The sequence below is a fragment of the Salidesulfovibrio onnuriiensis genome, from assembly GCF_008001235.1.
Taxonomy (GTDB): domain Bacteria; phylum Desulfobacterota; class Desulfovibrionia; order Desulfovibrionales; family Desulfovibrionaceae; genus Pseudodesulfovibrio; species Pseudodesulfovibrio onnuriiensis.
In genome coordinates, this window is record NZ_CP040751.1 from 1434098 (window position 1) to 1457650 (window position 23553).

A 23553-nucleotide genomic window follows, 5' to 3' on the forward strand; every position below is an offset into this window, starting at 1 on the left:
AATGGTAGACAAGGATTTATTGTCCATGCAGGAAGCCCGTTCCCTGGTTCGCGCCGCAAAAAAGGCCCAGGCCGATTTTGCCCAGTACGACCAGGAACACGTGGACGCCATCGTCAAGGCCATCGCCGAGGAAGCTGTTGCCCATGCCGAGTGCCTGGCTGAGCTGGCTGTGGAAGAGACCGGTTTCGGCAAGGTCCAGGACAAGAAGGTCAAGAACATTCTGGCCAGCGAAAAGCTCATCGAGGCCACCAAGGACATGAAGACCATTGGTGTGCTCCATGAGGACAAGGCCCACAAGGTGGTGGAAATCGCCGTGCCCATGGGTGTCATTGCAGGGATCATTCCCTCCACCAACCCCACGTCCACGACCATCTACAAGTCCATCATTTCCCTGAAGTCCGGCAACGCCATCGTCTTCACCCCGCACCCGAGCGCCAAGAAGTGCATCGGCAAGACCGTGGAAATGATCCGCGGCGTGCTCAAGAAGTGCGGCGTGTGCGAAGACATGGTCTCCGTCATGAGCGTGCCCACCATCCAGGGCAGCGGCGAACTCATGAAGGTGGCCGACCTGATCCTGGCCACCGGCGGCCCGGGCATGGTCAAGGCCGCTTACAGCTCCGGCACCCCGGCCCTGGGCGTGGGCGCAGGCAACGTGCCCGCCTACATTGAGCGCAGCGCCGACATCGAGGACGCCATCACCAAGATCATGGCTTCCAAGACCTTTGACAACGGCACTGTCTGCGCTTCCGAGCAGTCCATCATCACGGACGCCTGTATCGCCGACAAGGTCAAGGCCACCCTCATGGCGCAGGGCGGCTACTTCCTGGAAGGCGAAAAGCTGGACAAGGTCAAGGCCGTCATGGAACGCGGCAACGGTTCCATGAACCCGGACATTGTGGGACGCAGCGCCGAGTACATCGCCAAGCTGGCCGGCATCGAGGTCCCGCACGGCACCCGCCTGCTGGTCTCCACCGAAAAGGGCGTCGGTCCCAAGTACCCCTTCTCCAAGGAAAAGCTGACCCAGCTTCTGGCCTTCTACGTGGTCGAGGGCTGGCATGAAGCCTGCGAGCTGTGCCACGCACTGCTGGAAAACGGCGGCGTGGGCCACTCCCTGTCCATCCACTCCCACAATGAAGACGTCATCCGCGAGTTCGGCATGAAGAAGCCGGTCTCCAGGATGCTGGTGAACACCCCGTCCACCCACGGCGCGGTGGGCCTCTCCACTTCGCTGTTTCCGTCCCTCACCCTGGGCTGCGGCGCAGTGGGCGGCAGCGCCACTTCCGACAACGTCACTCCGCTGAACCTCATGAACGTGCGTCGTATCGCCTACGATCTGGGCACCACGACCTGCCAGAAGGCTCCGGAAAAGACGGAAGGAACCAATCTCGACGTGCAGGCCATCACCGCCATGATCGTCGAGCAACTGAAACAGATGGCTTAATCCCGGCGAGGGATGTTGGTGGCTTAACTAGCCGAATATAAAACATTTAAAGGAGAATAACATGTCCCTGAACGCACTCGGAATGATCGAGACCAAAGGCCTGGTCGGCGCTGTCGAAGCAGCTGACGCAATGGTGAAGGCAGCTAACGTGACCCTGGTGGGCAAGTCCCAGGTGGGCGGCGGTCTGGTGACCGTCATGGTTCGCGGCGATGTGGGCGCAGTCAAGGCTGCCGTCGACGCCGGCGCTGCAGCCGCCAAGAACGTGGGCGAACTGATCAGTGTTCACGTGATTCCCCGCCCGCACGGCGAAGTGGAAACCATCCTGCCTTCCGCACAGGGTTAATAGGAAAAGCACTCCCGGGACACTGAGGATGCTGGGCATCCGGGCACGGCGTCCTGGGCCGAGGAGCGGAGGGGGAAACTCCTCCTCCGCTCCGATCCCGAACCGGAATTGAAATAACAACCTGCAAGCGAAGCAAGCATGAACGATAAAGCCATCAACGATATTTTGGGTGGGGTCATCCAGACGGTCCTGGACCAGCTGAAGGACACGACCCCGGCGGCAGCACCGGCCTGTGCCGGCTCCGACGACACCATCCCGGTGGAGCTGTCCGCGCGCCACGTGCATCTGAGCGAAGCCGACGCCATGGAACTCTTCGGCCATCCGTTGACCCCGGTTCGCGACCTTTCCCAGCCGGGCCAGTTCCTGGCCGAGGAGCGCGTTCGCCTCATCGGTCCCAAGGGAGTCATGGACAACGTGGCCGTGCTCGGTCCGTCCCGCAGCAGCTCCCAGGTTGAGATTTCCAAGACCGACGCCCGCATCCTGGGCGTGAACGCCCCGGTGCGCCAGTCCGGCGACGTCGAAGGCACCCCGGGCATTGTCCTGGCCTCCCAGACCGGCATCGTGGGCATGGAAGAGGGCGTCATCGTGGCCGCCCGCCACATCCACATGTCCCCGGAAGACGCCAGGCGCCTCTGTGTTTCCGACAAGGAAAAGGTCTGCGTGCGCCTGGATTCCGAGCGCCCCGTGATTCTGGAGGACGTGCTGGTTCGCGTGAACCCCGAGTTCAAGCTGGCCATGCACATCGACCCGGACGAAGGCAACGGCTCCGGCTGGACCTCCAAGGTCACCGGCCGCATCGTGCCCAAGCACTAGACGGAGAGAACAATGGACTTTGCAGCCGTGGACCGACAGATCAGCGCCCTCGAGGCCTGCCTGGAAAACACCGTTCCCGTGAAAGCCGATGAAAAGCTTCACGTGGGCGTGGATCTCGGCACCGCCTACATCGTGGTGGTGGTCCTCAACAGCGCCAAGGAACCCGTGGCCTGCGCCATGGAGTTTGCCCAGGTCATCAAGGACGGCCTGGTGGTGGACTATATCGGCGCCACCCGCATTGTCCGCAAGCTCGTGGATCAGCTCGGCGACCGTCTCGGCCGCGAGCTGACCCACGCGGCCATTGCCGTGCCTCCGGGCACCGGCGACAAGGACTGCAAGACCCACAAGTACGTGGTGGAGGGCGCGGGCCTGGAAGTGACCGGCACCTTGGACGAACCCACCGCGGCCAACGCGGTGCTCGGCCTGGAGAACGGCGTCATCGTGGATATCGGCGGCGGCACCACCGGCCTTTCCGTGCTGGAGAACGGCGAAGTCACCTACGTGGCCGACGAGGCCACGGGCGGCACCCACGTCTCCCTGGTGCTGGCGGGCAACTACGACATCGATTTCAAGGAAGCCGAGGCGCTCAAGAAGCAGCCCGAGCGCCAGGCCGAAGTGCTCAACGTGGTCCGCCCGGTGGTTCAGAAGATGGCCTCCATCGTCAAGCGGCACATCGAGGGGCGCAACGTCTCCGCCATCCACGTGGTGGGCGGGACCTGCTGCCTCAAGGACATGGAAAAAGTCATGGAAAAGGAACTGGGCATCCCGGTGCACAAGCCGGCCAACCCCTTCCTTGTCACCCCGTTGGGCATTGCCCTGAACTGCGCCTAGGAGAACCGAACATGGACATGAACGAACTGGCCCGCACCATAGCCGAGGAAGTCCTGAGACAGCTCAGGCGCGACCGGGCCGAGCAGCACGCCGGGGAATGCGCCCTGGTGCTGGCCGAGCGCGACTGCCTCCTGGCCGACAAGGTTCATGCCTGCCTGGGTGATGAATACGAACTTTTCTTTTTCGGCGAAGACATGCACGACCGGACGCCCTGCCGATACATTCTGCCCACACTCTCTTGTGCCGCGCTGGCTGAACTCGCCACCGGCGGTGCGTCCGGATCTTTTTCCTTCGCTGTCCTGAAACTGCTGCTGCAGGGCCGGGAAGTGGAGGTGCTCGAGTTTGAATACAAAGCCTACGCCGAGACGGCGCCGGGCCCGCTTTACAGCATGTACGAGTCCCATGCTGCAACGGTTGCGGGCTTCGGGCTCAAGGCTTTCCGGCCCAAGCAGCCGGATACGGTCAGGTTCCGGGACACCCTGGTGACCGAGGCCGTGGTTCGGGAGGCGGCGGGAGCGTCCGTGCTCATGGTGCCCGCCAAGGCCCTGGTCACGCCCCAGGCATACGAGGTGTCCAAGGACCTGAATCTCACCATTCAGAAATGTTTATGAGGATGTTGGCGTATGATGATCGGTAAAGTGATCGGCAATGTCTGGGCCACGCGCAAGGAAGATTCCCTGTGCGGGCTGAAGCTCATGGTGGTGCAGCGGCTGGACGCAGCCAACGGCGGCGCCAAGGAGAGCTTCGTGGCAGTGGATTGCGTGAGCGCGGGTATCGGCGAGGAAGTGCTCGTGGCCACGGGCAGCTCCGCCCGCAAGGCGCTCAGGAATCAGGAAGCCCCGGTTGATGCGGCCATCGTCGGCATCATCGACGGCTGCGAAGAAGGCTAGGGCGCAAGGAGTTTCTCGTGGATACCCTGGGTGTTGTCGAATGCAGGAGCATCGCCGCCGGCGTGGAAGTGGCGGACGGCATGATGAAGGTGGCCGACGTGGAGCTGGTCCGGGCCGCCACCATCTGCTCGGGCCGGTACATGATCTACGTTTCGGGCGACCGCGCGGCCGTGGCCACCTCGGTGCGCCATGCCGAGGAATCGGGCCGAGGCCTCAAGGGCAGCTTCGTCATCTCCAATGTCTCGCCCCAGGTCATGGCCGTGCTGCGCAAGGAAAGCGTTCTCCCGGAACCCGGGGCGCTGGGCGTCATCGAATGCCGCTGCGTTTCCGCGGGGATCTCGGCGGCGGACGCTGCCGTGAAGCGCTCGGCCATCACCCTGGCCCGTCTCGTGACCGGGCAGGGCATCAACGGCAAATCGTATTTCGTCATCAGCGGCGACGTGGCCTCGGTGCGTGAAGCGACCGAGGTGGCAAAGGCCGCTTTGGACAAGGATCTTATTGAGGCGGTTGTAATCCCCAGACCGGACGCCTCGGTCGTAAAAGCTCTCGTAAGGGGGGTGAGGTAAGCAATGAAAAAGAAACTCGTGGAAGTGGGCAATCTGGACCCCTACATCTGCCTGGACAGCAAGAAGTTCTACATGGACGACAACATGATCCTGACGCCTGGCGCCAGGGACGAGCTGAGCCGCAGGGGCATCGCCATCGTCTGCGGAGCCAAGCCGGAAGCGGCCTATGCCTCCAAGGAAGAACACGCGCACGACGCGGCCTGCACCCCCGCGGAACACGGCTGCAACGGCGTGGAAGACCTGCTTGTCGCCGTGGCCGCCATGGTCAAGACCGAGTTCGGCGTCGAAGACCCCGAAGTGCTCAAGGCCATCAGCTGCGAAGCCGTGAAAACCATCAAGGAAAATATTTAGGCACAAGAGAACCTAATAAAAGGAGAATGTCATGATGAATGCATTGGGTATGATCGAAACCCGTGGACTGGTGGGCGCAGTCGAGGCTGCCGACGCCATGGTCAAGGCCGCCAACGTTGAACTGGTTGGCCGCGAACAGGTGGGCGGCGGTCTGGTGACCGTCATGGTCCGTGGCGACGTGGGCGCAGTCAAGGCCGCTGTCGACGCCGGCGCAGCCGCTGCCAAGAACGTGGGCGAGCTGATCAGCGTGCACGTGATCCCCCGTCCGCACAACGAAGTGGAAATGATTCTTCCCAAATAAGGGAAACAGCGTGACGCGGCCATATGCTCCCTTTGGTCCGCGTCTTCAAGCGCATTGGTCCTGAAAGGGGACTGGGCCGGAGAGCCCACCCCGCACCCCGGGTTCTCCGGTCCACCTTTCAGCGCCAGGCAGGGAGCCAAATTTCCGCCGGTGAAACAACGTCTGGCAAAGTGATCGAAGACAACACGTTTTAATATAGATTGGAGAATCCGGTGACACAGTTCTACGGAAAAACAAAAATCTGCTACGGCGAAGATTCCCTGGAAACCCTGGAGCACATCCCGGCAAAGCAGGCCTTCATCGTGACCGACCCGTTCATGGTCAAGGTCGGTTTCGCGGACCGCGTCAAGAGCCATCTGGACCGCGCGGGCATCCCCCACCGCACCTTCGACGGCGTCGAGCCCGACCCGTCCCTGGAGACCGTGACCACGGGCACCAAGCTGTTCCTGCAGGACCAGGCCGACCTGATCATCGCCCTGGGCGGCGGTTCGCCCATCGACGCCGCAAAGGCCATTTCCTTCTTTGCGCACAAGGCCTGCGAGGACAAGCCCAAGCCCACCCTGGTGGCCATCCCGACCACCAGCGGCACCGGCTCCGAAGTGACCGCCATCTCCGTGGTCACGGACAAGGTCAACGAGGTCAAGATTCCGCTCAACGACGAGCTGCTGATTCCGGACATGGCCATCCTGGACCCGCGCTTTACCCGTTCGCTGCCGCCCCACGTGACGGCCGCCACGGGCATGGACGTGCTCACCCACGCCATCGAGGCTTACACCTCGCGCCAGTCCAACGCCTTCACCTCCATCTACGCCAAGTACGCCATCCGCTACGTGTTCCAGTACCTGTACCGCGCATACAGGAACGGCGACGACATGGAAGCCAGGAAGCGCATGCTGCTCGGCTCCTGCATGGCGGGCATGGCCTTCAACAACAGCGGCCTGGGCATCACCCACAGCGTGGCCCACAGCCTGGGCGGCATCTTCCACGTGCCCCACGGCCTGGCCAATGCCGTGGTCCTGCCGCACGCCATCCGGTTCAACAGCTTTGACGCCGGCATCCGCTATCAGGAGATCGCCCAGATGCTGCACATGCCTGCGGAAACCGTGGAAGAGGGCACCGAGAGCCTGATCTCGGCCGTGTGCGAACTGAACGATTCCATGGGCATCCCCACCCAGATCCGGGGACTGAAGATCGAGGAAACAACCTTCCGCGAGCACATGGACGTCATGGCCAAGAATGTTTTGGAAGACATCTGCACCGAAGGCAACCCGAGACGGCCGTCCCGCGGCGACGTCAAGTTGCTTCTGGAGCAGGCCTGGTAAGAACCCCGACTTGTTCTTTTTCTGAAGGGGAAAACAATGCAAGAGCAGATTGTAGCGAAGATAAGGGAAGCCGGCGTCGTGGGCGCCGGCGGCGCAGGGCTGCCCACCCATGTGAAGGCGGGCGCCACCGTGGAGACGGTGCTGGTCAACGGCGCCTCCTGCGAGCCCCTGCTCATGAGCGACCCGTATCTCCTGGAAGCGGAGATCGACATGGTTGTTCGCGGGCTGGAATACATCATGGACTGTGTGGGCGCCAAGCGCGGCGTCATCTGCCTCAAGGGCAAGCACGGGAAGGCCATGGAAGTGGTGCGCGAGCGAGTGTCCAGGGACGGCTCCGGCCGTCTGGAGGCCTTTGAGCTCGGCGACTTCTACCCGGCGGGCGACGAGCAGGTGCTCGTGCGCGAGGTGCTGGGCAAGACCATTCCCGAGCGCGGCCTGCCCCTGCAGGTTGGCGCGGTGGTCAGCAACGTGGAGTCGCTCCTGAACGTGGCCCTGGCCATGGACGGCAAGCCCGTGACCCATCGCTACGTCACCGTCACCGGCGAGGTGAAGACCCCCATGGTGGTCAAGGTGCCCGTGGGCACCCTGGTCCGGGACGTGCTCGCCTTCGCGGGCGGTCCCACCATTGCCGACTACAAGGTCGTGGACGGCGGTCCCATGATGGGCCGCGTGCTGCCGGATACCGAGCAGTCCGTGACCAAGACCACCTCCGGCCTGATCGTGCTGCCGCCCGAACACAACGTGGTGGCCCCCAAGATCATGGACCCCGAGCGCATCCGCCGCATCACCAACACCATCTGCTGTCAGTGTTCGCGGTGTACGGACCTGTGCCCGCGCAACCTGCTGGGCCATTCCCTGCACCCCCACAAGCTCATGCGCGTGCTCGAGTCCCAGATCATGGAGACCGAGGTGGCCAAGGAGGCCCTGCTCTGTTCCGAATGCGGCCTGTGCGAGAAGTTCGCCTGTCCCATGGGCGTGTCTCCCCGCGAGGTCAACGCCCAGATCAAGAAGGTGCTCATGGCTAACCGCGTCGCCTGGGAAGCCGGGGACAAGGAATACCGGGCCAACCCGTTCCGGGAAAGCCGCGCCGTGCCCACCAAGCGCCTCATCCAGCGCCTGGACCTGGTCAGGTACGACGGCCATCCGGCCTTTGCGGGCGAAATGAGCTCCTCCCTGGTGCGCATCCCGCTGCACCAGCACATCGGCGCTCCGTCCCAATGTGTCGTTTCCGTGGGCGACCACGTGAGCAAGGGCGACCTGCTCGGCGAAGTGCCCGAGGGCGCCATGGCCGCCCGGGTCCACTCCAGCATCGACGGCGTGGTCGAGTCCATTGCCGACGGCAAAGTAACCATCAAGGCTTAAGGGGAGATATACCATGAAATTGCGCACTATCGGTTGCGTCGAACTCAACAGCGTTGCCCAGGGCATGCACGTGGCCGACGAAATGATCAAGGCCGCCGAAGTGAAACTGGTCATGGCCCGTCCCATCTGTCCCGGCCGGTACATCGTCATCATCACCGGCGATGTGGGTGCCGTGAAGTCCTCCGTGGAAACCGGCTGCTACATCGGCGGCGACATGGTCGTGGACTGGTTCGTTATCCCCAGCGTGCACCCGGACGTGGTCCCGGCCCTCACCGGCACCACGGTTGCCCCGCGCATCGACGCTCTCGGCGTCATCGAGACCTGCACCACCGCCTCCTGTATCCTGGCGGCCGACGCCGCCGCCAAGTCCGGTTCGGTCTACCTGCTGGAGATCCGCACCGCGTCCGGCCTGGCCGGCAAGTCCTTCGTGACCATGACCGGCGACGTGGCCTCGGTGAATTCCTCCGTGGAAGCGGGCGTCAAGGGCGTGGGCGAGGCCGGTCCTGTCCACAGCCACGTGGTCATCCCGTCCCCGAGCGAAGAACTCAAGAACCAGCTGCTGTAGGCTGGCTCTAAACGCCTTTTTGAGGAGTTGAACATGCCGTACCATTCTGACGAACCGAAACAGCGGGTCATCCAGGAATATGTTCCGGGCAAGCAGGTCACGCTCGCGCATGTGATCGCCAGCCCCCAGAAAGGCATCTACCTGAAGCTAGGCCTGGATAACGACACGGCCGGAGCCATCGGCATCATGACCATCACCCCCAGCGAGGGCGTGATCATCGCCGCGGACGTGGCCACCAAGGCCGCCGCCGTGGACATCGGGTTTCTGGACCGCTTCGGCGGCTCCCTGCTGTTCACGGGCGACGTGGCCAGCGTGGAGGCCTCGCTTCGGGCCGTTCTCGACTACTTCGAAAACACGCTTCACTACACCTCGGTGGAGCTGACCCGTTCCTAGGAACACTGGCGCGGCCATGAAGAAGATGATGTTCATCGGAGAAACCCGGGTGGGGAAGAGCAGCCTGATCAGGGCGCTCTCGGGCGAGGAGTTTTCCTCCCACCGGGCCATGGCCGTGGAATACTTCGGGCAGTACATCAACACCCCGGGGGAATTCCTGGAGAACAGCTGGTTTTACAACGCGCTCATCACTTCTTCTGCTGACTGCGACATCCTCGCCATGGTACAAGACGCCACCCGCAGCAGCAGTCTTTTTCCTCCCCTGTTCGCGCCCATCTTCAACCGCAAGGTTGTGGGCGTGATCACCAAGGTGGACGATCCGGCAGCCAACACCGAACGGGCAGAGCGGTTCCTCAACAGTGCCGGTGCCCGTGAAGTCGTCCACACAAGTGTCAGAACCGGAACAGGACTCGATACGCTCCGGGAGATGCTACGGTAGCCTCCAAACACCAGCTCCAGAAATGGGGAGGAAAAAGAAAATGGAAAGGCCCGCGTTATGCGGGCCTTTTTGTTTTTGGGCTCATCGTTCGCCGTTGCTGCTCTGTGGTCTAAAACGGTATGCCGTTTGTCGTTCTCATGATGGTTTTGTCCACATTGGATTTCTTTTCCCATTCGGCGAAGTCCTCCAAAATATTTTTCGCACCTGCCCCTGTTATTTCCGCTCCCGGATTGTCAAACTGGACATAGGCACACTCATTGTAAAGTTTCTTGAACTCCATGGTTTCTACCTTTGCAGGTTCGGCGGGATGGAAAGTATACCAGTACATAACCACTATGAGTCCGGCCAGGTGTGGTTCAATTTCGACATAATATACCTTTCCCGCCTCCAGTTCAGCATCCATAAAGCGTGAAAGGGTTCCAAAGCTTTGGAAACTGTGTTTTCCTGGTTCGGTTACATAGGCAATTTTTTCATTGGCAGTCAGAGTCCCCACCATACGTACTGTTCCGTTTTGAAGATCGTAAATTCGTGAAGGGTGGTATGTTGCCCAGTTGGAGGGGCGCATAAAGACAACAACAGCCTTGTCTGAGTCTACAAGATACTGGTCAATGTTGCCGCCGATTTTTTTCATATGGGATGCGCAGCCGCCTAAGAGTACAAGTGAAATGAGAAAGAGTAGCACTTTTTTCATATTCCCCACCCATGTTTGATTGTTCAAGTAATATTGATTTATGCAGGGCTTCCTACATTCAGGTTGGTGTCCCGTCAATGAAGGAAAAATATATGAAATATATGCTCATAGGTCGCTTTCAGGTTTCGCCCTGAAGGCGACTTACTTTTTTGCTGGCGCAGAAAAAAGTAAGCAAAAACTGCGCTTGCTCTTGTCCGACCCGCGGACGCCCTCAGCAAGAGCAGCAAAATCGCCCTTCGGGAAATTCAGATTCGCTTCGCTCAGTTGAATTTCTGATCCTCCGGACTATTTGAGCAGCTCTAGGCTTCGGCCTATTGAGCGGGGTGCGAGTGTCCTCATTTTCCTGTGGCTCCCACCAAATATGTACCACCTGTTAGTTGGCAGTTAGGACATTCGGCAATCGTTCGCCGCCTCCCTTGCTCCCTCTCCTTAAACTGGTTCTCAAAACAGGTAGCGTGTTCGTACTCCGGATATTGGCCGGAGGCCATTGTCGCCTTTCCGCACCGCCTTGATTCAATTCACATATGAATAGTATGTACTGGTAAATCTCAACCGCTCCAAAGGACCACGCATGGACACCTTCGACTCTGCCGCCTATCTCCGGAAACTGAACCTGTCTGACCCTGTCGAGCCAACGGTCGACACCCTGCGCGCCCTCCAGCACGCCCAGTTCCACACCATCCCCTTCGAGAACTTCGATATCCACCTGGGTCGGGGCGTCGACCTCGACCCGGAGCACCAATTCGACAAGCTCGTGCACCTTCCCCGGGGCGGCTACTGCTTCGAGCTCAACGGCCTGTTCCTCCGGGCGTTGCGTGCCTTCGGTTTTGAGGCCCGCGCGCTGCTGGCCCGGGTCCACCTGACAGGCACGCCTTCCGGCCGGGGGCACCAGATCTCACTGATCGAAACGGATGGGCGGCAGTGGATCGCGGACGTTGGCTTCGGCAAGGACACCCCGCGCGGCCCCATGCCGCTGGAGCTGGGCGCGGTGCGGAAATTCAACGGGGTGGAGTACCGCCTGGGCGACGGCGGGGTCTTCGGGACCATGCTCCAGAAATTCACGGAAGGCGAATGGCGCAACCTCTACAGCTTTGACATGGAGCACGTCTGCCCGGCCGACATCGACTACGGCAACCACTATGTCTCCACCAGCCCGCGCACCTTCTTCACCCAGGCCCGCGTGGCCATGCGCCCGCTCGAGGACGGCATGATCACCCTGTACAACCATCGGCTGACCGTGACCCGCCACAACCGGGAAGAGAAACACGAGCTTCCCGAAGGGCAGGGGTATCTGGACGCCCTGAAGACGCACTTCGGCATTGAACTCGACGCACCGTATGCGGCGTTGAAGCCGGTTGCGCGGGAAGGATGAACCGACCCTCCAGCCCCGGGAGCTTGCCGTGCTGAATTGTTTTCGGTTTCCCTTTTCGCCGCCCAGAAACGGCTGCCCTAAATCCTATGGCACCGGAAGGTCGGAGCTTTTTATTTTCGCAAACGAACATTTTCGCCGGGCGCAAAGAACTTTGTGGTGCAAAAACATAATTTAGTGTTCATTTGTCGACATTCTCCGTGATTTATCCTAATTTCGGACAGCGAATCGAAAACCTGAACCCAAGGGATGCTCGAATGAAGAAACTGATCAATGAAGTGGAAAACGTGGTCAAGGAACAGCTCGAAGGCATGGCGCTCGCCCATCCTGAACTGACTGTCAAAATCGATCCCCATTACATTACCCGCTCGGATTCTCCGGTGAAGGGCAAGGTCGCCATCGTTTCCGGCGGCGGCTCGGGCCACGAGCCCATGCACGGCGGTTTCGTGGGCAAGGGCATGCTCGACGGCGCCTGCCCGGGCGAGGTCTTCACCTCCCCGACCCCGGACCAGATGTACGAGTGCGCCAAGGCCGTGGACAGCGGCGCGGGCGTCCTGTTCATCGTCAAGAACTACACCGGCGACGTCATGAACTTCGAGGCGGCAGCCGAACTGGCCGCCAGCGAAGGCATCAAGGTTCAGAACATCCTCATCGACGACGACGTGGCCGTAAAGGACAGCCTCTACACCGCGGGCCGCCGTGGCGTGGGCACCACCGTGCTGGCCGAAAAGATCGTGGGCGCTGCCGCCGAGGCCGGCTACAGCCTGGAGCAGTGCTCCGACCTGTGCCGCAAGGTGAACCAGTACGGCCGCTCCTTTGGCGTGGCCCTGACCTCCTGCACCGTTCCCGCCGCTGGCAAGCCGACTTTCGAACTGGGCGAGGGCGAAGTGGAAATGGGCATCGGCATCCATGGCGAGCCCGGAACCCACCGCATGCCCATCAAGTCCGCCGACGAGATGACCCAGTACGCCGCAGAACAGATCATCGATGACCCGGCCTACACCCGCACCGTGCGCGAGTGGGACGGCGAGCAGTGGGCGGACAAGCAGCTCACGGACGAACCGTTCAAGAGCGGCGACAAGGTCATCGCCTTTGTCAACAGCATGGGCGGCACCCCGGTTTCCGAACTCTACGCCGTGTACAGGAAGCTGGACGAAGTCTGCAAGGCCAAGGGCCTGACCATTGTCCGCAACCTCGTCGGCCCCTACATCACCTCCCTGGAAATGCAGGGCTTCTCCATCACCCTGCTCAAGGTGGATGACGAGATGCTCAAGTTCTGGGACGCCCCGGCCTCCACTCCCGGCTTTGTCCGCTAGGGCGCCGGGACCAAAAAACGACCAACCCACGGGCGCGGGCAACCGCGCCGCGCCCGTGTTTTCCCATCTCTGAACGGTTGACGCGGGGCAGGCCCTGTGTTCATCATCTTCAACAAGAAGACAACGCCCGCAACGGGTCAACCTCCCAAGGAGCAATACAGTGTCCATGAACAAGGCCCAACTCGTCACCTGGCTCGGCAAGCTCAACGACGTCTATGCCGAAAAAAAGGAATATCTCACGGAACTGGACGCCGCCATCGGCGACGCCGACCACGGCATCAACATGAACCGGGGCTTCGGCAAGGTCATGGAAAAGCTGCCCACCGTGGAGGACAAGGACATCGGCACCATCCTCAAGACCGTGGGCATGACCCTCATGTCCAGCGTGGGCGGGGCCAGCGGTCCGCTCTACGGCACCTTCTGGATGAAGGGCGGCATGCTGCTGGGCGGCAAGGAAGAGCTGACCCCCGATGACTTCGTGAAGTTCATCGAGGCCGGTGTGGGCGGCATCCTGCAGCGCGGACGCCCCGAACTGGGCGACAAGACCATGTACGACCTCTGGGCCCCGGCGCTGGAAGCCATGAAGGACGAGGCCGGCAACGCCACCGAGGTTATCGCCGTGGTGGAAGCCGCCCTGCCCGTGGCCGAAAAGGCCCTGGCCGACACCATTCCCCTGCAGGCCCGGAAGGGCCGAGCCAGCTACCTGGGCGAGCGCAGCATCGGCCACCAGGACCCGGGGGCCACGTCATCCTACTACATGATCGAGACCCTCAGGGATGTTCTCGCCGGATAACTGAACGACCTTACAGCGCTCCGGGGGCCTCCCTCGGAGCGCTTTCCTTTGAACCGTTTCTGGAGCTACCGTAAATGATAGGACTCGTAATCGTTTCCCACAGCCAGACCCTGGCCCAGGGCGTGCTGGAGCTTGCCGGGCAGATGACCCAGGGCAAGGTGGTCATGGAGGCCGCGGGCGGCATCGACGACCCGGACAACCCCATCGGCACCGACCCCATGAAGGTCATGGCCTCCATCGAATCCGTGGCCGCAGCCGCCGAGGACGGCGTGCTGGTGATCATGGACCTGGGCAGCGCGCTCATGAGCGCCGAGACCGCCCTGGATTTCCTGCCCGACGAGGTCAGGGAAAAGGTCATGCTCTGCTCCGCGCCCGTGGTGGAGGGCACCATGGCCGCCGCCGTGCAGGCCTCGGTGGGGGCGTCCCTGGCCGAAGCCGCCGCAGAGGCCGGTTCCGCCCTGAACGTCAAGATCCAGCAGCTGGCCCCCATAACCGGGGAAACCGTGGCCGCGGCCGCTCCGGTTCAGGAAGCCGAGGCCGAGGGGGAGGCGCTGAGCGCCGATTTTCTGATCGTCAACAAGCTGGGCCTGCACGCGCGCCCGGCCGCCAACCTGGTGGCCACTGCGGGCAGGTTCAAGAGCAGCGTGCGCATCAGCCGCAACGGTGACACCGCCTCGGCCAAGAGCATCAACCAGGTGGCCCTGCTGGCCGTGCAGAACGGCGAGACCATCACGGTCACGGTTGCGGGCCCGGACGCCGCCGATGCGCTGGAGGCCATCACCGCCCTGCATGCCGACAACTTCGGCGAGCGGGACGAGGACGTCATGGTCGCCGAAACAGCCAAACCCGCCCAGCCCGTCGCGGACGGCGTCATTGCGGGCGCGCCCGGCTCGGGCGGCTATGCCGTGGGCCCGGCCCATGTGCACCGGGCCAGCCTGCCGGAAGTGGAGCGCAGGAATATCGACGATTCCGCGCAGGAGACCGCCAGGCTGGACCGGGCGATTAACGATGCCTTATCGGACATCAAGGCCCTGCAGCGCGAGACCGAGAAGAGCTCGGGCAAGGCCAGCGCCGCCATTTTCGACGCCCACGCCCTGATTCTTCAGGACCAGGACATGCGCGACAAGGCCGCCGGGCTCATTGCCGGGGACAAGGTCAACGCGGAGTTTGCCTGGCTTTCGGTCATGGAAGCGATGGCCGACAACTACCGGGGCCTGAACGACGCCTACATGCAGGCCCGTGCCGCCGACGTCGTGGACTGCGGCGGGCGCGTGTTGCGCCTGCTCACAGGCGACGACACCCCGGCCCTGGCGCTGGACCGCGAGTCCATCATCGTGGCCCACGACCTGACGCCCTCGGATGTGGCCGGGCTGGACGCGGACAAGGTGCTGGGCATCGTCACCGAGATCGGAGGCGTCACCTCCCACGCGGCCATTCTGTCCCGCTCCATGGGCATCCCGGCCGTGATCGGCGCGGGCGAGGCAGTTCAGCTCATCAGGGACGGCGGTTCCATTGCCCTGGACGGGTTCGAGGGCATGGTCTGGCCCGAGCCGGATCAGGCCGTCATGGACGAGGTCGCGTCCAAGCGCGCGGCCTGGCTGGCCAAGCGCGAGGAGGAAAAGGCCCGGGGGGCCGCTCCCGCCACCACCACGGACGGGCACACCGTCCAGGTCTGGGGCAACATCGGCCTGCCTGCGGACGCGGCGCGCGTGCGCGAGTTCGGCGGCGAGGGCGTCGGCCTGTTCCGCACCGAGTTCCTGTTCCAGGACCGCGCCGAGGCGCCGGGCGAGGAAGAGCAGTTCGAGGCCTATGTGCAGGCCGCGAGGGCCCTTGGCGGGCAGCCGGTCATCATCCGTACCCTGGACATCGGCGGGGACAAGCCCGTGAAGTATCTTTCCACCACCAAGGAGGACAACCCGTTCCTGGGCGAGCGGGGCATCCGTTTCTGCATGGCCCGCCCCGAGCTGTTCCGCATTCAGCTCCGCGCCCTGCTGCGGGCCGCCAGCCAGGAGAACATCTGGATCATGTACCCCATGATCTCGGACGTCTTGGAGCTGGACACCGCGCTGGGCTTCCAGGAGAAGATCCGCGAGGAACTGGCCGCAGAGGGCGTGCCCGTGGCCGACGAGGTCAAGACCGGCATCATGATCGAGGTGCCGTCCGCCGTGGCCGTGGCCGACAAGCTGGCCCGGCGCTGCGACTTCTTCAGCATCGGCACCAACGACCTGACCCAGTACGTTATGGCCGCGGACCGGGGCAACGCCTCGGTGGCCGCCCTGTGCGACAACCTCAACCCGGCCGTGCTGCGCATGATCAGGATGACCTGCGAAGCGGGCAGGGCCGCGGGCATCGAGGTGGGCATGTGCGGCGAACTGGCGGGCAACGCCAAGGCCGCGCCCCTGCTGCTGGGCCTCGGGCTGGACGAGCTGAGCATGAACGCCCCGGCCATTCCCGGCGTCAAGGAGGCCGTCCGTGCCGTGGGCATGGATGCGTGCCGCGCCCTGGCCGAAAAGGCCCTGGCCTGCGAGTCCTCCGCAGGGGTGCGCGACCTGCTCGTCTGAGCACCGTGTTGCCTTGTATGAATGCAAAGGGCCACTCCGATGGGGTGGCCCTTTTTTGATGGCTTGGAGAAGGCGCTCGCCTCAGCGGCTGGGCCGCATCGGATGAGCCGTTGGAGACTTGTCGGCCTTGGGGCCGGGAACCGTTCTATTGTGCTTCAAGATATTCCCGGCAGAGCTCGCGCCACGCCTCCAGGCGCCCGTCCAGTCCCGATTCCTCCAGCAGCTCCATATCCATGGACGCCGAAACATAGCCCGATGTCCAGACAGCCAGCTCATGCTGGATGGCATTGGCGACGTGGACCACGAGAGCCGTGGTCAGGCCCTTTCCGCATTTCCGGGGGGTGTGATGGCAGTGCACGCCCCGGACGATGCTGTCCTTGAATCCCCAGGTCCCGAGAAGATAGGAGCCGATTTCCGCGTGGCTTACCTTCAGTTCATGCTGTTCCAGGTCGTAGATGGGGCCGCCCTCGGTCCTGACGGTCTCCAGCACCGAACCATAGACGTCGTAAAGCTGCGTCAGCAGGACGAGTTTGCCGACATCATGGAGTATGCCGCCGACAAAGCAGCTTTCGATGAATTCCTTGTCCATGCCTTCTTCCGTGGCGATCACCTTGGCGAAGTATCCGGTCTGGAGGCTGTGCTGCCACAACTTGTCGACCGAGTAGTCCCGCACGTTGGGCAGTTCGAAACTGCCGAGGAGCTTGACGCCCAGGATCAATCCCTTGAGGGAATCCAGGCCGAGCAGCACAACGGCGTGCGCGGGGGAAATGACACGCTCGTAGAAACCGAAGAACGCCGAGTTGACGACCTTCAGCAGGGTGGCGGAGAGTCCCACATCTTTTTCCACGAGCTTGCCGACCCATTTCAGGTCCGGTTCCGGTTTCTGCAGTTCCTTGGTGACGCTGAGGTATATTTCGGGAATGACCGGCAACGATTTCAGGCGAACGATGATCTCCCGGATGGCGTCGTTGCTCATGATGTCGTCCAGGTCGACAAGGCGCTGGAGCGTATCGATCAGCATGGCGCTGGAGCACGGCTTACTGAGGAACTGATGCGCGAATTTGGCGGACTTGAACAGGCACTGCATGTCCGAATAGCCTGAAAGGATCACCCTGATGGTCCGGGGCTGGATGTCTCGAACCTTCTCGAAGAACTCCGCGCCATCCATGCCGGGCATCCGGATATCCGCAACCACGACGTCGAACCGTTCCTCGGACAACAACTTCAGGCCAGCTTCCGCGTTGCGTTCGTAGCTGCCTTTCCATTCCCGGCGCTTCAGGTGAATCATGGCCCTGAAGCTGTCCAGAATGTTCTGATCGTCATCTATAAACAGTATTCTCTTCATGGGAGTCGCCTGGGTTAATAGGGTAGCGAAATGATGAAGGTCGATCCTTCCCCGGGTTTCGATCTGACGTCGATGCTGCCGCCATGCCGCTCGACGATGATGTCATGGGCGATTGCCAGCCCCTGTCCCGTGCCCTTGCCGACGTCCTTTGTGGTGAAGAAGGGATCGAAGATCTTGTCCCTGTTTTCCGGCGCAATGCCGCATCCCGTGTCGCTTATCGATATGGTGACAAAGCGGGCGCCGTTGCGCGTCGATATCCTGATGGTGCCCTTTTCCCCGGAATTGCCGACCACATCCTCGATGGCGTGGGCCGCATTGACCAGGATGTTCAGGAAAACCTGATTGATATCCCCCGCGAGACAGGGCACCGGCGGAAGCGGTTCAAAGTCCGTTTCGATCTCTGCGACGTACTTCCACTCGTTTTTTGCCACGGTGATGGTGTTTTCAAGGGACTGATTGAGATCGACCGCGGTTTTCCCCTCGCTGCCGGGGTGGGAGAACTGCTTCATGGCCCGGACGATCGTGGCCACCCGGTCCGTGCCGTCCAGGGCCCGGGCGCACGCCTTCGGCAGTTCTCGCATCACGAATTCCAGGTCTGCGTCGTCGCTGGTCTCCTCTATGGTCTTGAGCAGGTCTCCGTGGCTCCCCTCGTCCCGGCATTGGCGCACCAGTTCGTCCTTGGTCTCCATGACGGCGGCCACATCCTCGAACGCCTCCTGGACAAAGTGCACGCTGTCCCCGATGTACTGGACCGGAGTATTGATCTCGTGCGCGATGCCGGACGCCAGTTCGCCGATGGACTCCAGCTTCTGGGCGATGCTCAGCCGCCGTTCCAGGTTCTTCCGTTCGGTAATGTCGAAGAGGATGACGCCGATGTGCTTTCTGCCGCCGACCTCCACGGACACGAGATGCCTGGCGATGGGGAAGGTGTGCCCGTCCTTTCCGTGGATCACTCCCTCCACAAAGGGGTCTTGGTCCGCGTTTTCGGGGCACAGCAGATCGGGCATGCCGCCCGGCAGGCCTTCGAACAGCTCCCGGCACGAGTCCCATGCGAGCTTGCCGGGGACGATGTTGAGCATGGACAGCGCCCTGTCGTTGTGGTTGATGATGTGTCCCGTGTCGGGATCGATGATGAAAAAGGCCGCCCCGATGCCTTCCAGCAGCGTGGTCACCAGCTGCTCCGCCTCCTGGGCGGCCGCCTCGGCCTCGCGCCTTTCCCTGTTTTCCACGGAGAGCTGCGCTGTCCTCATTTTCAAATCAGCGGTCTGTTTTTCCACTTCCTGCTCGAGCGCCTTGCTTATGGCCTGGAGCTTGGCATGGGGAACGATGAGAATCTGCCTCCCCACCAACTGGATGACCGCGGAGAGGGTCACGGTCCCGATGATGAGCGCTATGATCAGGATGGAGACGAGGTACTCGACCCGTTTTTCGATGACCTGCCGACTCACCGACTGCCGCAGCTCGATGCCCGGAAAGCGCGTCTTCACCCGCAGGGTCAGGGCCGGCTCCTGGACCGAGCCGTGGGAGATGATCGATCCTCCGTCGGTGATGATGGACAGGCGGGTCATTTCGTTTCCGGCTATGGGAAGGGCTTCCTTGGACACGGGGATGTAGGCGGTCAGGACGCCTTCCGGCAGCCCGTTGTAGTTCACGGGGACGCTGAGACGCCAGAAACTGCTGCCCGGACCGCTCTTGGCGAACATGACGATGTCGACCATGAAGCGTTTCTTCTGTTCGACCAGGTCCGTGAAGTCCTGCCCCTTCAGTAGGTAAATGGCGGTCTTGGCGTCGGAATAGATGGGGTTGCCGTCGTAGTCCTGAAGGCAGAAATAGGCCTCCTCCTTGAGCATGGTCAGGGCGTCGATGAAATCCACCACATCGGCGCGCTGGGCAAAGGGGTTCATCACGCCGGCGACGAACACCGGAAGCTTGGCGTAGTCCTCAAGCAGCGCCAGCCTGTCGTTCAGGTAGTTCTCGAGGGCATGCTCGCGGCCCTCCAGCTGGACCTTGACGCTTTCCAGCTGCATCCGCTTCATTTCCCCGCCGATGAACCGGACGATGATGATGACGCCTATGGTCACCTGAATGGCCAGAAAACCGAGCAGAAGCAGATTGAACAGCTTGGCAAAGGACATCCCCTTGTCTTCAAGCTGCCTTTCGGTCTGATCAGCGGGCGAGGATGATTTCATCATTGTCTCCATAATGGCCGAACGCGTAGTCCGCTGCCCCGAGGGCCTCATGGGCGTCCCTGTCGCCCGGGGCATGCGGCCGGAAGGGCGGGGCGTAGAGCTTGATGAGTCCCTGTACGGGCGTCTTGAGGTTCTCGAGGGCGATGCGCACCCTGTCCCGGTTGGCCCGCATGTCTTCCCCGAGCGGTCCGGCCTGGACAACCGCCGCGGCCAGGATGCGGGTCAGGTCGTAGGCGTGTATGAACCCCGTGGGGGCCTGGATGTCCCCCCGCGTTTCGATGTCCGGAAACAGGCGGGCCGCCGACTGGAAGACCCGGTTGGGGAACGGGGCGTCTCCCATGTCCAGGAAGGAAAATCTGGTCTGGATGAATTCAAGGTCCAGCCCCTCGCGCATGGAGCGATTCACGACCTTCGGAAAATTGCCGCCGGTGATGCCCCAATGGCTGATGACCGGCAACCGCAGGTGGGGCGGCAAATCGTGCATGGCCCTGCACAGGACCTTGGCTTCGGGCGCGTTGGCCACCAGGAAGATGACGTCGGCCCCGGCCTTTTGGGCCTCCCGGATCAATATCTTGGCCCCGGTTTCCCGGAGGCCCCATTTGAACGTTGCAATGCTGACCGGCTTGAGGCCGCGTGCGGCCAGGCTCTCCGTGATGGTCTTCTGGTTCGACTGCCCCCAGCCGGTATTCTCCAGGATCAGGGCCGGATGCGTGAGCCCTCTTGCGTCGACGGCCCTGCCGACAAGGAATTCCCCGGCCTTGCTGTCGTCCACGGACAGTCTGAATATCCAGTTTTTGTCCTTGGGCGTGCGTGTTATGGGACCTGCCGCGGCCCAGGGGTCGAGAACAAGAATGCCGTTGTCGTTTATGAACCGCCGGTGGGCCAGGAGCGGCGGCGAGTGCATGCCGCAGAAAAGCGCGAGCGCGTCCGAGTCCGACAGGAATTGCTTCAGGTTTCGCAGGCTGCGGGCTGAATTGCCCCGGTGGTCCAGCACGACGAGCTCGACAGGTTTCCCCGCCAACCGGTTGCCGGTTTCGCTCAAGGCCGTCTGGATTCCGCGGACTATCGCCGTGGAGGATTCCGGGGAGGAAGACAGGTCGGCATCGACATACAGGGCGATGCGATCCCCCGAGGCCGCCGTTTCCGGGCAGAGCGCCAGCGTCATGAGCATGAGCAGGCAGAGTTGCATGATGGTCCGCATGGTCCTTCATCCTTGGCTGAGGGTATACATGAAAATCAGTAGCACACTCTCCGCGCGGTTGAAACTGCTTGATTCCATTAGCTGATTCTGTTTTTTTTATTTATAGAGAACCCCGGCGCCCATGCAACCGTCTCCTTGCATGCCCGACAACCTGCGTTTTCCGGAGGGACGATGGCGACGAAAGTGCTTTTGGTGGACGATGAAACACGCCTTCTGGATTCATTGAGCCTGACGCTCAGGAAGTTCGAGGTGGTGGCGGAATCCGACCCCCTCCAGGCCCTGAAGCGGGTGAAGGAGGATGACTTCGCCGTGGTCATCTCCGACATGCGCATGCCCGGGATGGACGGCATCGAGCTGTTGCGGGCCATTTCCCATGAAGCCCCCAACACGGTCCGCATCATGCTCACCGGCCATGGAGACATGGACGTGGCCATGTCCGCCATCAACACCGGCGGGGTCTTCAAGTTCATGACCAAGCCCGTGGAAGCGCGGGAAATGCGGGAGACCGTGGCCCAGGCCCTTGTCGAACACGAGAGGCTGCTGCAGACCGCCTCCCTGCAGGAGGCGGCCCTTCACGACGAACTGACGGGCCTTCCGAACCGGACGCTGTTCATGGACCGCTGCAAGGTCGCCATTGCCAACGCCAAGCGCAAGAAGAGCAATCTCGCGTTTTTCTTCATCGACCTTGACGGCTTCAAGGCGGTCAATGACACGTACGGGCACGATGCCGGGGATGAGGTGCTGAAGGAGACGAGCCAGCGGCTCCTATGCCGCCTCCGGGAAAACGACACGGCGGCGCGTTTTGGCGGGGACGAGTTCGTGGTCCTGCTTTCGGATCTGGTTTCCACGGAAGCGGCGCACGCCATTGCCGAGGAACTGATCTCCCTCATCGGCGAACCCGTGGCCTGGAAGGACCGGGCCCTGCGCGTGGGCGCCAGCCTTGGCGTGGGCTATTTCCCCCTGCACGGCACACCGTGGAAAGTGTCATGATCGCCGCGGACGCCGCAATGTACAAGGCAAAGCAGCGTGGTGGGCATTGCATTGAGATCGCCGAAGGGTGACGCTTTTTCCGCAACGATATTGATCCGCCTGTTCGGCCCGCCCCGTTTTTGCGCCTGTCTGCCTTTACCGCTCCCGGAACGACTGTTCCAGGGACAGGTAGATGGGCTTGAGGAAGTAGCCTATCAGTGTCTTGTCGCCGGTCTTGATGTCCGCCTGTACGGTCATGCCCGGCAGAATGGGGTGCCTGGTCTTCCCCCTGGTCAGGTGACTGCTCTTCAGGCTGACGATGCCCTTGTAGTAGACCCTGCCGCCCTCATCCACGATGGTGGTGGGCGAAATGTCCGAGAGCACGCCCTCGGCCCCTCCGTACCGTGAATAGTCATAGGCCGTGAGCTTGACCGTGGCGGGCTGGCCCACCTGGACATGCCCCACGTCCCGCGAGGAGATCTTGACCTCGGCCACGAGCTTGTTGCCCTTGGGCACCAGTTCCATGACCGTTTCGCCCGGCTTGACCACTTCCCCCGGGGAATTGACCTGGAAGTTGTGCACCACGCCGTCCTCGGGCGCCTTTATGGAAAGCTGGGAAACATCCATGCCCAGACGCTTGATGACCTCCTGGATTTCCGAGGCCTCGGTCTCCACGGTGGCAAGCTCGGCCATCCAGTCCTCCATGGCGTCTTCCCGCACTTTGATGAGCCGGTTCTTGCTCTCCGTGAGCTTCTCGTTCACCTGGATTCGGCGCACCGGTATCTGGTTCAGGTATTCCTGTATTTGCAGGAAATGACGCTTGATGCCGAAGAATTCGGTCTTGCCCACCAGTTCCCTTTCGAACAGGTCCGCATAGGTTTCGTATTCTTCGCGGGTCAGCTCATACTGTTCCTTGAGTGTCTTTTCTCGGTTGGCCAGTTCCTTGAGCTCAGCCTGATACTGCTTGATCTGGTTTGTGAGGATGGCCCTGGTCACGTTCATGGATTCGATCTTCTGGGCGTGCAGCCGCGCCTGCTGGGCCGCCAGTTCGGCATACCGCTCCTCGATGTTCGAATAGTCCGGCTTGCGGCCGCCGATGTGGGCCTGGAGCCGCTCCTTGCGCAGGGCCAGAGACGCCTGGCGGGCGCGGTACTGGTCCAGGTTGGAAACCGAAACCGTGGGGTCCATGGCAATGAGCTCCTGCCCCTTTTTCACGGCCTGGCCTTCCTGCACCAGGATCCGTGCGACCACGCCGCCGTCTTCGCTCTGGATGCGTTTGACACGACCCGAAGGGATGATCTTTCCGCTGGCGATGGAAACCTCGTCGATGCGCGTCAGGGACGCCCAGACAATGAAGGCCACGATGACCATGGTCAGGGTGAGGATGACGGACCGGACCAGGCGGGGCACCCCGGTTTCCTCCAGGAGCAGCGCCTGGGAGAGGTGCAGGGAATCCTTGCGGCTGACTCGTATCTTTCCGGTGTTTTCCTTCATGGCTGTGT

The 23553-nt window shown here is 62.0% G+C and carries 24 protein-coding genes; 19 read left to right on the forward strand and 5 right to left on the reverse strand.

Going from position 1 to position 23553, the window contains the following annotated elements; translation table 11 throughout:
* Window position 1: 1 nt before the first annotated feature.
* The 14 genes from FGL65_RS06535 (at window position 2) to FGL65_RS06600 (ending at window position 9617) form a co-directional block, all read left to right on the forward strand.
* Window positions 2–1441: an acetaldehyde dehydrogenase (acetylating) gene (locus FGL65_RS06535; RefSeq protein ID WP_147820266.1), complete on the forward strand. Its 1440-nt coding sequence runs from the start codon at window positions 2–4 to the stop codon at window positions 1439–1441.
* A gap of 61 nt (window positions 1442–1502) precedes the next feature.
* Window positions 1503–1784 carry a BMC domain-containing protein gene (locus tag FGL65_RS06540; RefSeq protein WP_147820268.1) on the forward strand — a complete coding sequence of 94 codons (282 nt, stop codon included), beginning with the start codon at window positions 1503–1505 and terminating at the stop codon, window positions 1782–1784.
* A gap of 138 nt (window positions 1785–1922) precedes the next feature.
* Window positions 1923–2597: a phosphate propanoyltransferase gene (locus FGL65_RS06545; protein WP_147820270.1), complete on the forward strand. Its 675-nt coding sequence runs from the start codon at window positions 1923–1925 to the stop codon at window positions 2595–2597.
* Between the two features lie 12 nt (window positions 2598–2609).
* Entirely contained in the window at window positions 2610–3428 is an 819-nt protein-coding gene (gene eutJ, locus FGL65_RS06550) for an ethanolamine utilization protein EutJ (protein WP_147820272.1), read from the forward strand.
* An 11-nt stretch (window positions 3429–3439) separates the two neighbouring features.
* Window positions 3440–4039 (forward strand): hypothetical protein, encoded by a 600-nt coding sequence (locus tag FGL65_RS06555; RefSeq protein ID WP_147820274.1) that lies wholly within the window; start codon window positions 3440–3442, stop codon window positions 4037–4039.
* A gap of 12 nt (window positions 4040–4051) precedes the next feature.
* Window positions 4052–4318 (forward strand): EutN/CcmL family microcompartment protein, encoded by a 267-nt coding sequence (locus FGL65_RS06560; protein WP_147820276.1) that lies wholly within the window; start codon window positions 4052–4054, stop codon window positions 4316–4318.
* 17 nt (window positions 4319–4335) lie between these two features.
* The gene (locus tag FGL65_RS06565; RefSeq protein ID WP_147820278.1) at window positions 4336–4884 is read left to right on the forward strand and encodes a BMC domain-containing protein; all 549 of its coding nucleotides are present in this window, start codon (window positions 4336–4338) and stop codon (window positions 4882–4884) included.
* A 3-nt stretch (window positions 4885–4887) separates the two neighbouring features.
* Window positions 4888–5235 carry a hypothetical protein gene (locus FGL65_RS06570; RefSeq protein WP_147820280.1) on the forward strand — a complete coding sequence of 116 codons (348 nt, stop codon included), beginning with the start codon at window positions 4888–4890 and terminating at the stop codon, window positions 5233–5235.
* A gap of 31 nt (window positions 5236–5266) precedes the next feature.
* Window positions 5267–5536: a BMC domain-containing protein gene (locus FGL65_RS06575; protein WP_147820282.1), complete on the forward strand. Its 270-nt coding sequence runs from the start codon at window positions 5267–5269 to the stop codon at window positions 5534–5536.
* 212 nt (window positions 5537–5748) lie between these two features.
* Window positions 5749–6858 (forward strand): 1-propanol dehydrogenase PduQ, encoded by a 1110-nt coding sequence (locus FGL65_RS06580; RefSeq protein ID WP_147820284.1) that lies wholly within the window; start codon window positions 5749–5751, stop codon window positions 6856–6858.
* A gap of 36 nt (window positions 6859–6894) precedes the next feature.
* Window positions 6895–8220 (forward strand): 4Fe-4S dicluster domain-containing protein, encoded by a 1326-nt coding sequence (locus FGL65_RS06585; protein ID WP_147820286.1) that lies wholly within the window; start codon window positions 6895–6897, stop codon window positions 8218–8220.
* Window positions 8221–8233: 13 nt separating this feature from the next.
* Window positions 8234–8785 (forward strand): BMC domain-containing protein, encoded by a 552-nt coding sequence (locus FGL65_RS06590; protein ID WP_147820288.1) that lies wholly within the window; start codon window positions 8234–8236, stop codon window positions 8783–8785.
* 33 nt (window positions 8786–8818) lie between these two features.
* Window positions 8819–9178 carry a BMC domain-containing protein gene (locus tag FGL65_RS06595; protein WP_147820290.1) on the forward strand — a complete coding sequence of 120 codons (360 nt, stop codon included), beginning with the start codon at window positions 8819–8821 and terminating at the stop codon, window positions 9176–9178.
* Window positions 9179–9194: 16 nt separating this feature from the next.
* Window positions 9195–9617, forward strand: coding sequence for a EutP/PduV family microcompartment system protein (locus FGL65_RS06600; RefSeq protein WP_147820292.1), 423 nt, complete (start codon window positions 9195–9197; stop codon window positions 9615–9617).
* 109 nt (window positions 9618–9726) lie between these two features.
* On the opposite strand, the gene FGL65_RS06605 is transcribed toward FGL65_RS06600, so the two are convergent.
* Window positions 9727–10308 (reverse strand): hypothetical protein, encoded by a 582-nt coding sequence (locus FGL65_RS06605; protein WP_147820294.1) that lies wholly within the window; start codon window positions 10306–10308, stop codon window positions 9727–9729.
* Window positions 10309–10879: 571 nt separating this feature from the next.
* Between FGL65_RS06605 and FGL65_RS06610 the strand changes: the two genes are divergently transcribed.
* From FGL65_RS06610 to ptsP, 4 genes are all read left to right on the forward strand, one after another.
* Window positions 10880–11680 (forward strand): arylamine N-acetyltransferase family protein, encoded by an 801-nt coding sequence (locus FGL65_RS06610; RefSeq protein WP_147820296.1) that lies wholly within the window; start codon window positions 10880–10882, stop codon window positions 11678–11680.
* Window positions 11681–11934: 254 nt separating this feature from the next.
* The gene (dhaK, locus tag FGL65_RS06615; RefSeq protein WP_147820298.1) at window positions 11935–12993 is read left to right on the forward strand and encodes a dihydroxyacetone kinase subunit DhaK; all 1059 of its coding nucleotides are present in this window, start codon (window positions 11935–11937) and stop codon (window positions 12991–12993) included.
* Window positions 12994–13153: 160 nt separating this feature from the next.
* Window positions 13154–13786: a dihydroxyacetone kinase subunit DhaL gene (gene dhaL / locus FGL65_RS06620; protein ID WP_147820300.1), complete on the forward strand. Its 633-nt coding sequence runs from the start codon at window positions 13154–13156 to the stop codon at window positions 13784–13786.
* A 74-nt stretch (window positions 13787–13860) separates the two neighbouring features.
* A complete protein-coding gene (ptsP, locus tag FGL65_RS06625; protein ID WP_147820302.1) occupies window positions 13861–16347 on the forward strand; it encodes a phosphoenolpyruvate--protein phosphotransferase in 2487 nt (828 codons plus the stop codon).
* Between the two features lie 145 nt (window positions 16348–16492).
* Here ptsP and FGL65_RS06630 read toward each other — a convergent pair whose 3' ends face one another.
* From FGL65_RS06630 to FGL65_RS06640, 3 genes are read right to left on the reverse strand one after another with little or no spacing between them, the layout of a single operon-like run.
* Complete coding sequence (locus tag FGL65_RS06630) at window positions 16493–17692, reverse strand: response regulator (protein WP_147820305.1); 1200 nt, start codon at window positions 17690–17692, stop codon at window positions 16493–16495.
* Between the two features lie 14 nt (window positions 17693–17706).
* Window positions 17707–19884, reverse strand: coding sequence for a PAS domain-containing sensor histidine kinase (locus FGL65_RS06635; protein ID WP_187170565.1), 2178 nt, complete (start codon window positions 19882–19884; stop codon window positions 17707–17709).
* Window positions 19859–21082, reverse strand: a complete 1224-nt coding sequence (locus FGL65_RS06640; protein ID WP_147820308.1) for an ABC transporter substrate-binding protein — start codon at window positions 21080–21082, stop codon at window positions 19859–19861. Before FGL65_RS06640 ends, FGL65_RS06635 begins: the two co-directional genes overlap by 26 nt.
* 171 nt (window positions 21083–21253) lie before the next feature.
* Here FGL65_RS06640 and FGL65_RS06645 point away from each other — a divergent pair, with 171 nt between their 5' ends.
* Window positions 21254–22072: a two-component system response regulator gene (locus FGL65_RS06645; protein WP_147820310.1), complete on the forward strand. Its 819-nt coding sequence runs from the start codon at window positions 21254–21256 to the stop codon at window positions 22070–22072.
* Between the two features lie 135 nt (window positions 22073–22207).
* Here FGL65_RS06645 and FGL65_RS06650 read toward each other — a convergent pair whose 3' ends face one another.
* Window positions 22208–23545: an HlyD family type I secretion periplasmic adaptor subunit gene (locus FGL65_RS06650; protein ID WP_147820312.1), complete on the reverse strand. Its 1338-nt coding sequence runs from the start codon at window positions 23543–23545 to the stop codon at window positions 22208–22210.
* Between the last annotated feature and the right edge of the window lie 8 nt (window positions 23546–23553).

Bases quoted from the DNA above. Each gene is read 5' to 3' on its own strand.
- FGL65_RS06540 (WP_147820268.1), top strand. From the start codon at position 1,503: ATGTCCCTGAACGCACTCGGAATGATCGAGACCAAAGGCCTGGTCGGC.
- FGL65_RS06585 (WP_147820286.1), top strand. From the start codon at position 6,895: ATGCAAGAGCAGATTGTAGCGAAGATAAGGGAAGCCGGCGTCGTGGGC.
- FGL65_RS06650 (WP_147820312.1), bottom strand. From the start codon at position 23,545: ATGAAGGAAAACACCGGAAAGATACGAGTCAGCCGCAAGGATTCCCTG.
- FGL65_RS06600 (WP_147820292.1), top strand. From the start codon at position 9,195: ATGAAGAAGATGATGTTCATCGGAGAAACCCGGGTGGGGAAGAGCAGC.
- FGL65_RS06545 (WP_147820270.1), top strand. From the start codon at position 1,923: ATGAACGATAAAGCCATCAACGATATTTTGGGTGGGGTCATCCAGACG.
- FGL65_RS06605 (WP_147820294.1), bottom strand. From the start codon at position 10,308: ATGAAAAAAGTGCTACTCTTTCTCATTTCACTTGTACTCTTAGGCGGC.
- FGL65_RS06575 (WP_147820282.1), top strand. From the start codon at position 5,267: ATGATGAATGCATTGGGTATGATCGAAACCCGTGGACTGGTGGGCGCA.
- FGL65_RS06610 (WP_147820296.1), top strand. From the start codon at position 10,880: ATGGACACCTTCGACTCTGCCGCCTATCTCCGGAAACTGAACCTGTCT.
- FGL65_RS06555 (WP_147820274.1), top strand. From the start codon at position 3,440: ATGGACATGAACGAACTGGCCCGCACCATAGCCGAGGAAGTCCTGAGA.
- FGL65_RS06595 (WP_147820290.1), top strand. From the start codon at position 8,819: ATGCCGTACCATTCTGACGAACCGAAACAGCGGGTCATCCAGGAATAT.
- FGL65_RS06645 (WP_147820310.1), top strand. From the start codon at position 21,254: ATGGCGACGAAAGTGCTTTTGGTGGACGATGAAACACGCCTTCTGGAT.
- FGL65_RS06535 (WP_147820266.1), top strand. From the start codon at position 2: ATGGTAGACAAGGATTTATTGTCCATGCAGGAAGCCCGTTCCCTGGTT.
- FGL65_RS06590 (WP_147820288.1), top strand. From the start codon at position 8,234: ATGAAATTGCGCACTATCGGTTGCGTCGAACTCAACAGCGTTGCCCAG.
- FGL65_RS06635 (WP_187170565.1), bottom strand. From the start codon at position 19,884: ATGATGAAATCATCCTCGCCCGCTGATCAGACCGAAAGGCAGCTTGAA.
- FGL65_RS06560 (WP_147820276.1), top strand. From the start codon at position 4,052: ATGATGATCGGTAAAGTGATCGGCAATGTCTGGGCCACGCGCAAGGAA.
- FGL65_RS06630 (WP_147820305.1), bottom strand. From the start codon at position 17,692: ATGAAGAGAATACTGTTTATAGATGACGATCAGAACATTCTGGACAGC.
- FGL65_RS06570 (WP_147820280.1), top strand. From the start codon at position 4,888: ATGAAAAAGAAACTCGTGGAAGTGGGCAATCTGGACCCCTACATCTGC.
- dhaK (WP_147820298.1), top strand. From the start codon at position 11,935: ATGAAGAAACTGATCAATGAAGTGGAAAACGTGGTCAAGGAACAGCTC.
- eutJ (WP_147820272.1), top strand. From the start codon at position 2,610: ATGGACTTTGCAGCCGTGGACCGACAGATCAGCGCCCTCGAGGCCTGC.
- FGL65_RS06640 (WP_147820308.1), bottom strand. From the start codon at position 21,082: ATGCGGACCATCATGCAACTCTGCCTGCTCATGCTCATGACGCTGGCG.
- ptsP (WP_147820302.1), top strand. From the start codon at position 13,861: ATGATAGGACTCGTAATCGTTTCCCACAGCCAGACCCTGGCCCAGGGC.